Consider the following 14,233-nt stretch of genomic DNA (forward strand, 5'->3'; position numbering starts at 1 on the left):
AAAGCGCACTTTTTCTAATATATCATAATTCCTAAAAAATGCAAGTTCACTTTTGGCGACCATTTACAAATTTATCTACAGTGCTTGGTACCGTATTTAAAGCCTTTTCAATTAAATGTGTACTACTATTGAGGTGTAATACTTGCACACCGTTAGAACCGACTACTAAAAAAGCAACTGGGCTAATAGAAACCCCAGCCCCGCTTCCTCCTCCAAATGGATGCCCTTGCTTTTTCTCTTTATGCTGATTTTGCCCACCGTTATGTTTTTCAGTAATGAAATCCCCTTTAAAATCACTTCCACCAGCTCCAAAACCAAAAGCCACCTGAGATACTGTTAATACTACATTTCCGTCAGCTGTTGAGACCGGGCTCCCAACAATTGTATTTACATCTACCATCTCTTTTAAATTTGTCATTGCCGTTTTCATTAAATTTTCAATTGGATGTTCCATTATGTATTGCACCCTTTCCTCATTATTCCTTTTTATACTTTCCAAAATAGAGGAAGTCATACTAACTTTTCCTATTTCAAGAAAACATTTTCCTCCTTTTAAAAGATACTACTCCCTGTACATGCTCCGGTATAGTGAAACTTTAATCAGTAGGATGTGTACGTAGCTCGACTCCCACAAATAGCAGGATAAAAAAGAAAAAGAGATACATACTACTATTGAACCTTGTTATGAAAGGAGTCATGACTTTGACTGAGAAATTTGATGATTATAAAAGAAGAGATAGAATAGATAGTGATTATAGTGACTATAAAGAAGAGTACGCCGCTGAGGTTGCACCACAACGCATTGATTATGATTACGATGATAAAGACGATAAAGATGTTGTAAAATCATCCGCCGCTGGATCAACTGCTGGTTTTATCGCTCTTGCGCTATCTATCTTATCGCTATTTACATTCCCAACACTATTTGGTCTTGTTTCTGTTTTACTCGGTATTTACGCTTATAATCGCGGAGCTACTGTAACTGGCGGTATCGCTGCAGTTGTCGGTGGGATTGCTGCACTTATCGCAATTTTATTCCGAGTAGCACTTATTGGTTTATTGTTCTCCCTGTTCTAAAAAAGAAAAAGGTATCTCGCTTAACGCGGGATACCTTATCCTGTAAACACATCTTCCGATGGATATTTTATTTTTTGTTTTGCTGGTCGCGCTAAAGAAAACACAAGTGTTAACGGTCCAATTAATCCGCAAAACATAACAAACATAATAATACATTTTCCGAATGCCGAGAGCTTTGCAGTAATTCCCATCGTTAATCCGACTGTGCCAAACGCTGATATTGTCTCAAATAATAATTGAATAAAGCTGAAGTTTTCTGTAAGCATTAATATAAATACCGCTGTAAAAATAAGTATTTGACTGGCAACAGCAATCGCTAAGGCCCTCGTTACTGTCGACATTTTAATTGTACGCTGAAATAAAACAATTTCTTCCTTTTTTCTAAAGAAAGAAAGGACAGATGTAATTAAGATAACAAACGTTGTTAATTTAATTCCTCCACCTGTTGATACACTTCCTGCACCAATAAACATTAAAATCATCGTAAATAATATAGATGATTCTTCCATACCTCCATAGTCAATCGTATTAAATCCAGCTGTCCGCGGGGTAATACCTTGAAAGAAGGAAGCCCATAGTTTTTCATTTAAAGATAAATTCCCTAACGTCTTCACATTATTATATTCCAATACAAAAATTACAATCATTGCTATAACATTTAACACTACTGTTCCAATAATCATTATTTTTGAGTGAAGTGATAATTTTCGAAAACTGCGACTATACCATATATCAATTAATACGGTAAAACCGAGTCCACCTATTACAATTAAAGAGCAAATCCCAATATTAATAATGGGATCCCCTACATATCTTGTTAAATTATCTGGCCATAAAGCAAATCCTGCATTATTATAAGATGCAATTACATGAAAAATACTATAGTATAAACCTTTTCCAAAACCAAACTCTGGAATAAAGCGAAACGATAAAAAGATGACCCCAATAAGCTCAATACAAATCGAAAATATAAAGACACGCTTTACTAATTTTACAAGACCACCTATATTTGTTTGATTAAATGCTTCTCCAATTAATAAACGATGGCGTAATCCGATTTTTTTGCCTAATACCCAAACAATTAAAATGGCAATTGTCATAAGACCTAGACCACCTGTTTGAATTAAAAACATAATAACAATTTCGCCAAACATCGTAAATGTACTTGCTGTATCCACTACTCCCAAACCAGTTACGGTCGCTGCTGACGTTGCTGTAAAGAAAGCATCTACCCAACTAATATGTGCTTTCGTTGCGAATGGTAACTTTAATAACAAACCGCCAACCACAATTAAGCAGAAAAAACCTAATGCTAATATTTGTGGTGGGTTTAATCGTATAAGACGATTATACAGCCCTTGTTTTTTTGTTACTTCCATATCACTAACTCCCTTATTAAAGTGAAGCTTTCCCCTCATAAATAAAAAGCTTTTAAAAAGCCCTTAAACAATTGGGACAAACCTTATATTCTTATAATATAGTTGAGCATAATCCTTTTTTTCATAGATTACAACTTTTATTTATATTCAGATTCCTTTTTGTTTTATGCTGGAAAACTATATATCCTAGCTCAATATTGCTAGCAATAACAATTTCATATGTACTATTTTTCAAATCCCCATATCTTTCACTCTATGTTCACATAGAGGTCACATCCACCTTTTATAGTATATGTATCGAAGCTGTTCCTCCCTAATTTTTAAGACATTCCCCAGTGTCTTTGAATAGCTTCCATCCCTAATTAAATTGACATAAATTGTCCCCTTCCTTGACCATCTTATAAATGATGGTCTTATTTTTTTGTCTTTCTATCTTTTCTTTAAAACTTCCTCTCTCTTTCACTCTATGTTCACACAGAGGTCACATCTACCTTTTATAGTATATATATCGAAGTTGTTCCTCCCTAATTTTTAAGACATTCCCCAGTGTCTTTGAACAACTTCCATCCCTAATTAAATTGACATAAATTGTCCCCTTCCTTGACCATCTTATAAATGATGGTCTTATTTTTTTGTCTTTCTATCTTTTCTTTAAAACTCCCTCTCTCTTTCACCCTATGTTCACATGAGAGTCACACCTACCTTTTATAGTATATATATCGAAGTTGTTCCTCCCTAATTTTTAAGACATTCCCCAGTGTCTTAAAGCAGCTTCCATCCCTAATTAAATTGACATAAATTGTCCCCTTCCCTAGACCATCCTATGTGATGGTCTATTTTATTTTCCAAACACAAAATCAGTCTATCTACACTTAAATAAAAAAACAAAAAATTCAGAAAATATTGTTAAATTAGGTATTTTTTCGGTATAATTACTTTAGAAAGAACTTTCGCAAAAACAAAAGGGGGGATTTTATTGAAACAAACAAAAGCAATCTTAATCGCATTATTTCTAGGTCTAGTTGTTGGACTCACTCTAAATTTAGCCGCTCCATCTATCTTTGAGCCACTAAATCAATATGTGTTCAACCCAATTGGTCAATTGTTTATTCGCCTTATTAAAATGCTAGTTGTTCCTGTTGTATTCATTTCTATCGTACTTGGCGCTGCCGGCCTTGGAGATCCGAAACAACTTGGAAGAATCGGTTTAAAATCAATTTCATTCTTTCTCGTAACAACTGCGGTTGCCATCTCTATAGCGGTTACATTTGCACTTATTATAAAACCAGGAGCTGGCGGTAATTTTAAAACAGAAGGTCTTAAGTATGAAGGTACAAAAACTGAAACATCTTTCGTCGAAACATTGCTAAATATCGTACCAGATAACCCAGCAAAAGCAATGGCTGACGGAAACATGTTACAAATCATTGCCTTTGCCGTATTGATTGGACTCGGTATAGCTATTTTAGGAAAACGAGTTCAAGGTATCCATTCATTACTTGAACAGGGCAACGAATTAATGATGTATCTTGTTAATCTCGTTATGAAATTAGCCCCAATTGGAACATTCGGTTTGCTCGCTTCATCCGTTGGTAAAATGGGTCTTGCAGGCGTCGCTGCGATGTTCAAGTATATGATTGTCGTTATGTTAGTACTCATTATTCACGGGGTCTTTGTATATGGCGGCCTATTAAAGGTATTAGCAAAAGAAAGTATCGTCCAGTTCTTTAAGCATTTCGGACCGGTAATGGCAATTGGCTTTAGTACATCTAGCTCTAATGCATCTCTTCCATTTGCAATGAAAACCGCACAAGAGAAGCTTGGAGTTCCAAAAGCAATCAGCTCATTTGTACAACCACTCGGTGCAACGATTAATATGGATGGTACCGCTATTATGCAAGGGGTAGCAACTGTATTTATCGCTCAAGTATACGGAGTTGAACTTACATTACCGCAATTAGCTATGGTCGTATTAACTGCTGTACTAGCTAGTATTGGTACTGCTGGTGTACCAGGTGTTGGACTTGTAATGCTTACAATGGTTTTAAATCAAGTAAATCTACCAGTAGAAGGTATCGCTTTAATTATTGGTATTGACCGTATTCTAGATATGTCAAGAACAGCTGTAAACATTTCTGGTGATGCAATTTGTGCAATGATTGTCGCAAAATCAGAAGAAAAATATAATACTGATCAATCGGCAGCATCTTAAATCAAAAAAGGAGTGAATATATTCACTCCTTTTTTGATTTACTTCCTTTTTTCGAACGATATTCTTTCCCTTTATTATCATTACCAGTTTCAAATTCAGTGCTAAATTCCTGATTAAACTGGCCGGACTTTGGTGATCCTTGATTACCGCTCCCTTTACTACCGTTACGATTCGTCATATTTCTCCCTCCCTTCCTTGTATTAGTAGTATGGCGCTCTATCTTTTTTCATACACATTTTATTTTTTAACATCTACTACACACGAAAGAAGACCTTCCATATATAAGGAAGATCTTCTTTTTCATCACGTAAGCGTTTTCTTGTTTATAATCACTTAAATAAGTTTTTTGGAAATCGAAATCATTACACTCATTTCATCTTCTGAAAGTGCAGAGAATCTTTCTTGTAAATATTGTTTTTTCGCATCTTCCATTTTCGCAACTAAATCTTTCCCTTGTTCTGTAATCTCTAAATACACAACTCGGCGATCCGATGTAGAACGTGAACGAGTTACAAAACCTTTATTAATTAATTTTTCTGTAACAGCTGTAATATGACTATTCGACACATTTAATTCATTTGCTACACGCGATACCATTTCTTTATTCGTACGATTTAATATTCTCAGGACGATGAATTCATTCCACGGTATGTAACCACCGAATATTTTTCCGATATCATTACGCAATGTGCGAAACATAGCAAACACATTTGTCGATAGTTCTTCCATTAATTGCTCTCGATTTTGAGACAACTTTGACAGCTCCTTTTATTTCATTTAGTTAAATAAAAACCTTATTAATAATTTTACATGAAATCTTACTTTTTGTCACCTTATTTTCCCATAATTCGTAGTTTTTTAATAGGTATTTCATGATAAAATGAAGTTAACTTCCAGAAAAAGGGGGTATTTTAATGCATGAGGAGGAGAAATTCTCAAATCTCAGCCTAAAAGATAAAACGATTATCACTAGTATTATTGCTCTTTTTCTCATTATCGTTTTTGCATTTATATTTTTTGTATATGTAGGAATCTTTCAAATTACAGGTATAGAGTATAGTTCACGTACTGCGTTACTTCTCTTTTTTTTATTAATCACTTTCTTAGACAGTATTACATTTTTCATCTTCAGTTTCTTCAAAGCGCTGCTATATCCACTGACACAAAACATGCCAAATTGGATTTCTATTACTCTTTTCTCATTCATTGAAATTACACTAGATTGGTTCGTCATTCATACTGCTGATAATTGGATAGAAAGCGTACAAATGTCCAACACAGCTGAATTATGTGTCGTACTATTCTTTTTCCTCTTAAATAAATTATTAAGTGACGAGAAAGAGTAAGAATACAAGCTTTTCTATATAAAAATTGGTACAATGAAAGCAAATCTTACTAAAGAGGTGTTAATTATGAACTTACAACAATGGGCTGATAAAGGTATGTCCTTTGATACATATGTGAATGAAATGCAAGTAAACCAATACGAGCTACTACACATTTACAATAACTTTTTAATTCCAAATGAATTACTTCCTGTATTAGAAGAACGTCAAAATGACGGCTGGCGTGTTATCGTATTAACTGCTGATTGGTGTGGTGATGCTCTTTTATGCGTACCTGTTATGAAACGAATTTCTGAAGTTGCAAATATTGATATGAGTTTATTAATTCGCGATGAAAACTTAGAATTAATGGATCAATATTTAACAAATGGAACAGCACGTGCGATTCCAATCTTTATTTTCATTGATAAAGATGGAAATGAACAAGCCGTCTTTGGACCACGCGCTCCAAAAGTACAAGAATTAGTAACTTCAATGCGCGCTACATTACCTGAAAAAGAAGATCCAACATTCGAAGAAAAACAAAAAGAAATGTATGCTAATTTCCGTGCTACATTAGCTGATGATACTTCTCTTTGGGAGCATGTAATGGAAAATATGGTGGAAAAAATAGTAAAATAAAAAAACCTGCCGAGCTCGGCAGGTTTTTTTATTACATAATGAAGAAATAGAATACCGCAGCTAAAATGAAACGATAGTAAGCGAACGGTGTTAGTTTTACACGAGATAATAATTTCAAGAATGAAACAATTGCAAGCATCGCAACAACGAATGCAGTTACAAATCCTGTTACAAATAGCGTTATATCTGCTGAGCTTAATACATCCCAGCTTTTAATTAAATCTAACCCACTTGCAGCTACCATCATCGGTACCGCTAAAATGAACGTATATTCAGCTGCCGCTGTATGCGACACGCGAGCTAATAAACCACCACTGATTGTAGAACCAGAACGAGAAAACCCTGGCCAAAGAGCTAAACATTGGAACATTCCAATTGTAAATGCCTGTTTATATGTGATTTCATCTAACGTTCTTGCTGTACTTGGTTTTGAAAACTTCTCAGCAACAATCATTAAAATACCACCGGCTACTAAGCTAATAACAACTGGTCCTGGACCAAATAAAACCTCTTTAATAGTGCTATGGAATAATACGCCAAGTACCCCGGCAGGAATCATCCCGATAATAATATGTAATAAATTTAACGATGGTCCGTCTGTTACTTTTCCTATTCCAACTAACGACCATAGACGCTTCCAGAATATAACAACAACTGCTAAAATCGATCCCAATTGGATAACAACTTCGAAAACTTTCGCTCTCTCATCTTCAAATCCAATTAAATGTCCTGTTAAAATCATATGTCCTGTTGATGATACTGGTAGAAACTCTGTTAACCCTTCAACAGCACCCATGATTAAACCAATTAACCAATCAGCCACAAGTAGTGCCTCCTTAATAACAAATAATATGTAATTTTTTCACACCTTATCATAATACCTTATCCCTTTTCAAAGTGCATCCTTTTTTTATTGGTTTCATATGTTGTAGGCGCGTATTTCTTTTCTAATCTTTGATTAAATTGTATGATAGTAAGAGTTTGTTTTTTTATACGGAAAGGGGATTTTATGAAAGAAACTACTTCATTCTCACAAAAGTTAAAGCAATTTGTATTACTATTTTTTCCGATTTTCGTAACGCAAATGTCATTATTTGCGATGAGTTTTTTTGATACAACAATGTCAGGACATGCAAGTCCAACTGATTTAGCAGGTGTTGCAATTGGAACAAGTATATGGCTTCCAGTTAGTACGGGATTAACAGGAATTTTAATGGCTACTACTCCCATTGTTGCACAGCTCGTTGGATCCAAGAAAAAAGAGGACGTTCCCCACGTTGTCATACAAGCAGTTTATTTAGCAATTTGTGCTAGCTTCGTTGTTATCCTCATCGGTTTCTTCGTCGTTTCACCTATTTTAAACGGCATGCGCTTAGAAGAACCTGTGGAACGAATTGCAGCTCAATTTTTAAGTATTATCGCAATAGGAATTATACCTTTATTCACGTACACTGTTTTACGTGGATTTATTGATGCATTAGGAAAAACTCGAACAACGATGATTATTACATTACTATCATTACCAATTAACGTAATATTAAATTACCTATTAATTTTTGGTAACTTCGGTTTCCCAAAGCTTGGTGGTGTCGGAGCAGCAATTGCTTCCACTGCAACATATTGGTGCATTTTAATTATTACAGTCATTATTATTCAGACGAAAGAGCCTTTTGCCTCTTTTAACATTTTCAAACAATTATATCGTCCTTCTCTTTCGAGTTGGACAGCATTCTTAAAGCTTGGCGTCCCTATCGGATTTGCTATCTTTTTTGAAACAAGTATTTTCGCTGCGGTAACGCTTATGATGAGTAATTTTAGTACGACAACTATTGCAGCTCACCAAGCAGCTATGAACTTTGCTTCCTTGTTATATATGACTCCGCTAAGTTTAGCAATGGCAATGACTATTGCAGTCGGATTCGAAGTCGGAGCAAAACGTTACGATAATGCAAAACAATACGGACTGATTGGAATTGGATTAGCCCTTGCCTTTGCTTTATTATATTCGATTCTTCTCTACTTCTTTGATAATCAAATTGCTTCTATTTATACGACAGATGCAAAAGTTCATCATTTAGCAAAAGAATTTCTTATCTTTGCGATTTTATTTCAAATTTCAGATGCAATTGCAACCCCTGTACAAGGAGCTCTGCGTGGTTATAAAGATGTAAATGTTGCTCTAATTATGACTTTAATTGCTTATTGGATAATAGGTCTACCACTAGGTTACATACTAGCAACGTATACAGAATGGGCCGCAAAAGGCTATTGGATCGGTCTTATTATCGGTCTAGCATTTGGCGCTGCCTTCCTACTTATCCGTCTCTTTCAAGTACAACGAAAATATGCAACACAAAACAGCCGCTAATAATAAAGCGGCTGTTTTCTTTATGCATATTTTTTCTTGTAACGTGTAATATAATGAAAAAGAAAGGTGGGTACATATGGACGACAAAGAAAAAAAGCAATCATTCGATGAAGAATTTGCCCCTGAAATTTCACCTGGATATCGGCAAGATGTACATAAGCCACCTAAATATAAAAACACTTCGTTTTTAATGGGCATTACCATTTTCGCTGCTGTATTACTCATACTTATCATTTTCGTTTATTTTTGATGAAAGGTGCCTATTATATGAAGAAACAAAATTCCAATCGTTCAAAAAGAACTGTTAAAACACAAAAAGGATATGCAGGAGATTCTGTTCATACACTTAAACAAGTCGAGCAAGGAAATTTATATATTGCTCAAAAAGAACTTGGTCAACAAAATGAAAATCTTTAAAGGCCCTTGATTCCTTGAGGGCCTTTTTATTCCGCATTAAGTAGTACACCCCCAAATGTTCTATTGAGCAATGAATTTCCTTTATTGTACGCGCTGCTTTTGTTCTAGCACCATAAATATATTATTAACCTTTACAATTTTCACTTCATAATTCAATTTCATTTTGCTTCTCTTACCATTTTCAGTACCCGCAACGTACGCTACAGCTTGATAAAGAAAACTCTCATCGGTCTCTTCACGTATCTCCTCGTTTGTAAATTTATACTCTAAATCTTGAAAACGATTTGGATAATAATTTCCCATTAATTGTTCATACCCTCTATTTAAAAATAGTTCTTCACCTTTTCGTTTCACATCTTCTTTATTAGTAAACTCAAACACTGATAGTTGCTCGGTCACAAAATGCTCTCCTACCTTTTTCATTTCATTATGAGTTAAATTTTCTATACTTTTGTTCTTTAATTCCTTATTTAACTCGTACTGATCAATCGGTTTAAAGGTAGCAAAAACCTACTCTTTATATGACCAAAACAATACAAAAGCGATACATAGAGAAATGATTAACAATCTTTTTTTCGTAATACTCCCGCCCTTCTTCATAATGATAGCTATATTTTAACATATAGAAAGAAAATTCTGATATCATAAAGTAGAATAACTTAACTCAGAAACGAGGAACAATTATGGACTCTTACAAACATTATATAAAAGAAGCTTTGCCTAATCTTTCTATACGTTCATATAAACAAAATAAAGGAGGATGGGATAATGTAGCAGTTATAGTAAATGATGAGCTACTGTTTCGTTTCCCGCGAAAACAGGAATATGCAATGCGAATTCCGTTAGAAAAAGAACTATGCACAATTCTCACTCAATCACTACAAGAAATCAAAGTTCCACAATATCACCTAATTTATAAAAATGAATCTGATGAGGTTCCTCTTTGTAGTTACTATACTCTCATTCATGGTGAACCATTAAAAACAGAAACAATTGCCACGCTGGAGGATACAGAGCTGAAAGCAATTATTACAAAATTAGCTACTTTCCTTGCGGTACTACATAGTATTCCTTTAAACCAAGTTACAACGCTATGTTTCCCTATTAGAAAAACATGTACCTACTGGAAAGAGCTACAAACAAAATTAAACCAATATCTCACTACTAACCTTACTTCATTACAGAAACTAGCCTTAAATCGCTTATTTGAAAATTTCTTTGCATGTTTAGCTACATCCACTTTTCAAAACACAATCATTCACGCTGATTTTACACATCATCACATTTTATTTAACAAGCAGAACAAAAGCATTTCAGGTGTTATCGATTTTGGTGATGCGCAAATTGGCGATCCTGCTTTTGATTTTGCAGGACTATATTATGATTTCGGACATGAGTTTACTACATCTGTATATGAACAGTACAGTACACTTATTTCTCATCATGATCCATTACTCATTCACCGCATTACTACCTTTTATCAATACAGTCCTTTACTACATAATATTATTTATAACTTTGAGTCAGAGAATGAACTCGAATTCATTACAAGTACAGAACAGCTAAAAACGATATTACAGGGATGAGATTACATTCTCTCCCTGTATACTCTTTCCTCATACATCATTAACTTTTTATCCATTTCAACAATAACTTTATACAATTGAAATGCCTGTAAGATTTGCAGTTGAATTTCAAAAGGAGCATTTTGTTCTTTTAACCATTGAAATACTTTCGTTTCATCTTTCATTGATTATTCCTCCCTTTATCCCGCTATTTGCGGGCAGTAAGACCCCCACCTCAAAATTCAGCGGAAGCAAAGAAGTTAGGTGGGGGTCGGGCTGCCCGTTAAAGCCCGATTGGTTAAGGCTAATAATCAGTGGGTGATGAACAAAACCCCACTGATTAAAGTTTCACTTTATTAAAATCTGCTACAAATATACCGTAAATGATGAAAAGCTTTTCATGTCAATAACAAAAAAGGATGCAAAGTTGCATCCTTTAATGAACTATATTTTTCTTCTGTTTCGCTTCTTTCTTTACTTCTTCCCTTTGGCATTCACTACGAAACGCACAACTTATACACTCAGAACGAAAATGACGCTCAGTATAATGCTCAGGTTGCTGTAACATTTCTTTCATTCTAGATAAATCAGCCATTCCAGTTATAATATCTTCCTGTTTCGGAATGTACTCATACTTAGTTCCTTCTATTAAATTAATAACTTCAATTTTTCCTGGAAGAACGCCGAAAGCTTTATAACTGAATACTGTCATTAGCTTCTGACAAAGAGCAAGCATTTCCTCATCCGCATCGACAACATACTTTTTAATTACAAACGACTCAGCATTCCACTCACCAACTTCAAATGTCAATGACATGTGGACACCTAACTCTTCCATATATGTTTGAAACTTCTCGTATAAAAACAATGGTGGTGTCTGACTATCATCCCTTTCAACAAACTGTAATAAGTGATCCGTTAGCTTCGCTAATACAATATAGTACTCCGTCTTCGAAGCAAACATATTAATCCTTACTTTTTTCCAATACTTTTCTATTAATATTAAAAGTACAATTTTCGTTTGTTGACCTGCAGGTAGCGTGTAATACTCGTTAATAATTTGATTCACAATCATTTGCGCTATTTGTTGCCATTCAAATGAAGAAGGTTCTCTTCTTTTTATATGACGAAAATAAAATTTATGCGGACACCGCATAAAATCATACAAATGATAATCTGTCATCGTTTTGATTGAGATTTTCTCATGCACTTGCTCTTCAGCTCCCTTCTGCCATTAAGAAAGGTGTTTTACAAATTTAGCTCCAAACTGTAAACATTTTTCTACATCTTCATCTTCTGGCGTTAATTCTACTTTTAGTCCTTCTAACACAACTGCTGCTCCGCGCTCTTGTAGCTTTTCTATTAAAATGTCAACCGCCACTCCGTATTTCGGATAAGCCGAATCACATGATCCGAATACGGCCGCTTTTTTCCCAGTTAAATCAATAGAATCCATTGCATCATAAAAATCTAAGAAATCATCAGGAAGATCACCATCTCCCCATGTGTATGCACCTAAAATAATTCCATCATACTGTTCCAATATAGAAGCTTCTGGTGAATCCATAATATCAATAACTTCAATTTCATTTTCTGTTTCACGAATTACGCCGGCAATATGGTCAGCCATTTCCTCTGTATTTCCACTCATACTTGCAAAAATCATTACTAACTTACTCAACTGAACCTCTCCCTTTACTTTGTATCTCTTTTTCTGTTTGAATGCTCTTCTTCTCATCTACATATTCAGACCGAATTACATTTCGTTGCCATTCCATATGCTGATCAACATCTTTATTTTTATCTTTTAATCCCCTCCGTAGAAGGTGAAATTTTTTTCTCATTAACATGTCGCATCCATCCTATTGATAATAATTATCAATTTCAACTATATTTAGATTAATTGACATTGATTATCAATGTCAACAACTATTTTAAAAAAAATGATTAAAATGTACAAGCTTGTCCGTTAGCTATTCATATACTATAAATGAGCATAGTTCTTTCTCAGCCCTCTCTGACGGAAAGAAATAAAAGCAACTGCGATAGAGCGCAGTTGCCTTTTTTTGTTTTTCTATGATTTTAGTAATCTTATAGTAGTCTCTAAGAATAGCTCCACTCCACAAATTAATGCTGATTCATCCACGTCAAATTTCGGATGATGATGTGGATAACAAGTATATATATTTTCATTACCTGTTCCTAATTTAATGAAACAACCGGGTGCTTTTCTTAAATATGCTGAAAAATCTTCCCCACCCATAGAAGGTTCAAGCTTAACAACACGCTCATTCCCAAACAAATGTAGTGCACTTTCTTCTACTACTTTCGTAATATATTCATCATTAATAACAGGATCATATCCATATCGATACGTATATGTATAATCTCCTCCATGTGCTTTTGTAATTCCTTTCACGATTTTCTCAATTTTTTCTTCCGCTTCTATTCTTAATGTTTGATTAAAAGAACGTACAGTTCCCATTAAAGTTGCTGTACTTGGAATAATATTATCAGCCATTCCCCCATGGAACTGCGTAACTGAAACGACTCTTTGCATGAAAGCACTTGTATTTCTTGATACGATATGTTGTAAATTTGTAATAATCTGTGCTCCGATAGCAATAGGGTCAATCGTTTCTTCTGGCCGCGCTGCATGTCCTCCTTTGCCTTGAATCTCAACTGTAAATACGTCTGGAGCTGCCATCATTGGCCCATACGCAATACCTATCTTTCCGCGCTCCAATCCAGACATAACATGTAAACCTATTACATAATCAACACCGTCCATAACGCCCGCCTCGACCATTTCTTGTCCACCACCAGGGTATGCTTCTTCTGCATGCTGAAAGAATAGACGAATTTCCCCTACAAACTCTTCCTTCATATTTGATAACATCTCTGCTGTACTTAATAAAATAGCTGCATGAGCATCGTGCCCACATGCATGCATCACTCCTTTATTTACAGACGTATAAGATTTCCTTGTCTCCTCTTGGATTGGTAAAGCATCTATATCAGCTCGAATCGCAATCACTTTCCCTTGCTTCACGCCTCTTTTAATTGCTAGTACACTATACTTCGTCGGTCTCGTTACTTCAAAAGAAGAAAACGAGCATAATGTATCATATATAAATTGCGAAGTTTCTTTTTCATGAAATGATAATTCCGGATACTTGTGGAAATGTCGTCTCCATTTTATAATGTTTTCTTCTGAAATAAGATCCTTCCAAACCCTCGTCATTAGA

At 34.8% G+C, this 14,233-nt stretch carries 19 protein-coding genes; 8 read left to right on the forward strand and 11 right to left on the reverse strand.

The window, feature by feature from the left end:
* Nucleotides 1–46 precede the first annotated feature (46 nt).
* The gene (gene ytfJ, locus DN403_RS06015) at nucleotides 47–514 is read right to left on the reverse strand and encodes a GerW family sporulation protein (protein WP_002083119.1); all 468 of its coding nucleotides are present in this window, start codon (nucleotides 512–514) and stop codon (nucleotides 47–49) included.
* Between the two features lie 188 nt (nucleotides 515–702).
* On the opposite strand from ytfJ, the gene DN403_RS06020 reads away from it, so the two are divergent.
* On the forward strand, nucleotides 703–1,077 hold the full coding sequence (locus DN403_RS06020; RefSeq protein ID WP_000136546.1) for a hypothetical protein: 375 nt from the start codon (nucleotides 703–705) through the stop codon (nucleotides 1,075–1,077).
* A 35-nt stretch (nucleotides 1,078–1,112) separates the two neighbouring features.
* Here DN403_RS06020 and DN403_RS06025 read toward each other — a convergent pair whose 3' ends face one another.
* The gene (locus tag DN403_RS06025) at nucleotides 1,113–2,456 is read right to left on the reverse strand and encodes a TrkH family potassium uptake protein (RefSeq protein ID WP_000454114.1); all 1,344 of its coding nucleotides are present in this window, start codon (nucleotides 2,454–2,456) and stop codon (nucleotides 1,113–1,115) included.
* A 976-nt stretch (nucleotides 2,457–3,432) separates the two neighbouring features.
* Between DN403_RS06025 and DN403_RS06030 the strand changes: the two genes are divergently transcribed.
* Nucleotides 3,433–4,668 carry a dicarboxylate/amino acid:cation symporter gene (locus tag DN403_RS06030; RefSeq protein WP_149185348.1) on the forward strand — a complete coding sequence of 412 codons (1,236 nt, stop codon included), beginning with the start codon at nucleotides 3,433–3,435 and terminating at the stop codon, nucleotides 4,666–4,668.
* A gap of 22 nt (nucleotides 4,669–4,690) precedes the next feature.
* Here DN403_RS06030 and DN403_RS06035 read toward each other — a convergent pair whose 3' ends face one another.
* Together DN403_RS06035 and DN403_RS06040 are read right to left on the reverse strand one after the other, a co-directional pair.
* Entirely contained in the window at nucleotides 4,691–4,846 is a 156-nt protein-coding gene (locus tag DN403_RS06035) for a hypothetical protein (RefSeq protein ID WP_000184928.1), read from the reverse strand.
* 155 nt (nucleotides 4,847–5,001) lie between these two features.
* The gene (locus tag DN403_RS06040) at nucleotides 5,002–5,421 is read right to left on the reverse strand and encodes a MarR family winged helix-turn-helix transcriptional regulator (protein ID WP_000081433.1); all 420 of its coding nucleotides are present in this window, start codon (nucleotides 5,419–5,421) and stop codon (nucleotides 5,002–5,004) included.
* A gap of 161 nt (nucleotides 5,422–5,582) precedes the next feature.
* Between DN403_RS06040 and DN403_RS06045 the strand changes: the two genes are divergently transcribed.
* Nucleotides 5,583–6,014 (forward strand): regulatory YrvL family protein, encoded by a 432-nt coding sequence (locus DN403_RS06045; protein WP_016097986.1) that lies wholly within the window; start codon nucleotides 5,583–5,585, stop codon nucleotides 6,012–6,014.
* A 33-nt stretch (nucleotides 6,015–6,047) separates the two neighbouring features.
* Nucleotides 6,048–6,635, forward strand: a complete 588-nt coding sequence (locus tag DN403_RS06050; RefSeq protein ID WP_003260458.1) for a thioredoxin family protein — start codon at nucleotides 6,048–6,050, stop codon at nucleotides 6,633–6,635.
* 31 nt (nucleotides 6,636–6,666) lie between these two features.
* On the opposite strand, the gene uppP is transcribed toward DN403_RS06050, so the two are convergent.
* Nucleotides 6,667–7,458, reverse strand: a complete 792-nt coding sequence (gene uppP, locus DN403_RS06055) for a bacitracin resistance undecaprenyl-diphosphatase (RefSeq protein ID WP_000796263.1) — start codon at nucleotides 7,456–7,458, stop codon at nucleotides 6,667–6,669.
* Between the two features lie 186 nt (nucleotides 7,459–7,644).
* Here uppP and DN403_RS06060 point away from each other — a divergent pair, with 186 nt between their 5' ends.
* The 3 genes from DN403_RS06060 to DN403_RS31035 all read left to right on the forward strand — a co-directional run bounded on the left by DN403_RS06060 (nucleotide 7,645) and on the right by DN403_RS31035 (nucleotide 9,420).
* Complete coding sequence (locus DN403_RS06060; protein WP_000665558.1) at nucleotides 7,645–9,003, forward strand: MATE family efflux transporter; 1,359 nt, start codon at nucleotides 7,645–7,647, stop codon at nucleotides 9,001–9,003.
* 76 nt (nucleotides 9,004–9,079) lie between these two features.
* Nucleotides 9,080–9,253, forward strand: coding sequence for a hypothetical protein (locus DN403_RS06065; RefSeq protein WP_000341062.1), 174 nt, complete (start codon nucleotides 9,080–9,082; stop codon nucleotides 9,251–9,253).
* Nucleotides 9,254–9,270: 17 nt separating this feature from the next.
* Complete coding sequence (locus DN403_RS31035; RefSeq protein WP_000744623.1) at nucleotides 9,271–9,420, forward strand: hypothetical protein; 150 nt, start codon at nucleotides 9,271–9,273, stop codon at nucleotides 9,418–9,420.
* 81 nt (nucleotides 9,421–9,501) lie between these two features.
* Here the strand turns inward: DN403_RS31035 and DN403_RS06070 are convergent, their stop codons facing one another.
* Nucleotides 9,502–9,909: a biotin transporter BioY gene (locus DN403_RS06070; RefSeq protein ID WP_255451807.1), complete on the reverse strand. Its 408-nt coding sequence runs from the start codon at nucleotides 9,907–9,909 to the stop codon at nucleotides 9,502–9,504.
* A gap of 194 nt (nucleotides 9,910–10,103) precedes the next feature.
* Here DN403_RS06070 and DN403_RS06075 point away from each other — a divergent pair, with 194 nt between their 5' ends.
* A complete protein-coding gene (locus tag DN403_RS06075; RefSeq protein WP_000378990.1) occupies nucleotides 10,104–11,006 on the forward strand; it encodes an aminoglycoside phosphotransferase family protein in 903 nt (300 codons plus the stop codon).
* A 2-nt stretch (nucleotides 11,007–11,008) separates the two neighbouring features.
* Here the strand turns inward: DN403_RS06075 and DN403_RS31040 are convergent, their stop codons facing one another.
* From DN403_RS31040 to DN403_RS06090, 5 genes are all read right to left on the reverse strand, one after another.
* Nucleotides 11,009–11,170, reverse strand: coding sequence for a hypothetical protein (locus DN403_RS31040; RefSeq protein ID WP_000651086.1), 162 nt, complete (start codon nucleotides 11,168–11,170; stop codon nucleotides 11,009–11,011).
* Nucleotides 11,171–11,421: 251 nt separating this feature from the next.
* Nucleotides 11,422–12,195: a hypothetical protein gene (locus DN403_RS06080; protein WP_000544580.1), complete on the reverse strand. Its 774-nt coding sequence runs from the start codon at nucleotides 12,193–12,195 to the stop codon at nucleotides 11,422–11,424.
* A 24-nt stretch (nucleotides 12,196–12,219) separates the two neighbouring features.
* On the reverse strand, nucleotides 12,220–12,666 hold the full coding sequence (locus tag DN403_RS06085) for a flavodoxin (protein WP_000041154.1): 447 nt from the start codon (nucleotides 12,664–12,666) through the stop codon (nucleotides 12,220–12,222).
* A complete protein-coding gene (locus DN403_RS31045) occupies nucleotides 12,659–12,835 on the reverse strand; it encodes a hypothetical protein (protein ID WP_000929009.1) in 177 nt (58 codons plus the stop codon). Before DN403_RS31045 ends, DN403_RS06085 begins: the two co-directional genes overlap by 8 nt.
* 224 nt (nucleotides 12,836–13,059) lie before the next feature.
* Nucleotides 13,060–14,229, reverse strand: coding sequence for an amidohydrolase (locus tag DN403_RS06090; RefSeq protein WP_000199091.1), 1,170 nt, complete (start codon nucleotides 14,227–14,229; stop codon nucleotides 13,060–13,062).
* Nucleotides 14,230–14,233: the final 4 nt, after the last annotated feature.

Origin of the sequence: Bacillus sp. AY2-1, from assembly GCF_008368965.1 — a bacterium.
Lineage (GTDB): Bacteria > Bacillota > Bacilli > Bacillales > Bacillaceae_G > Bacillus_A > Bacillus_A thuringiensis_S.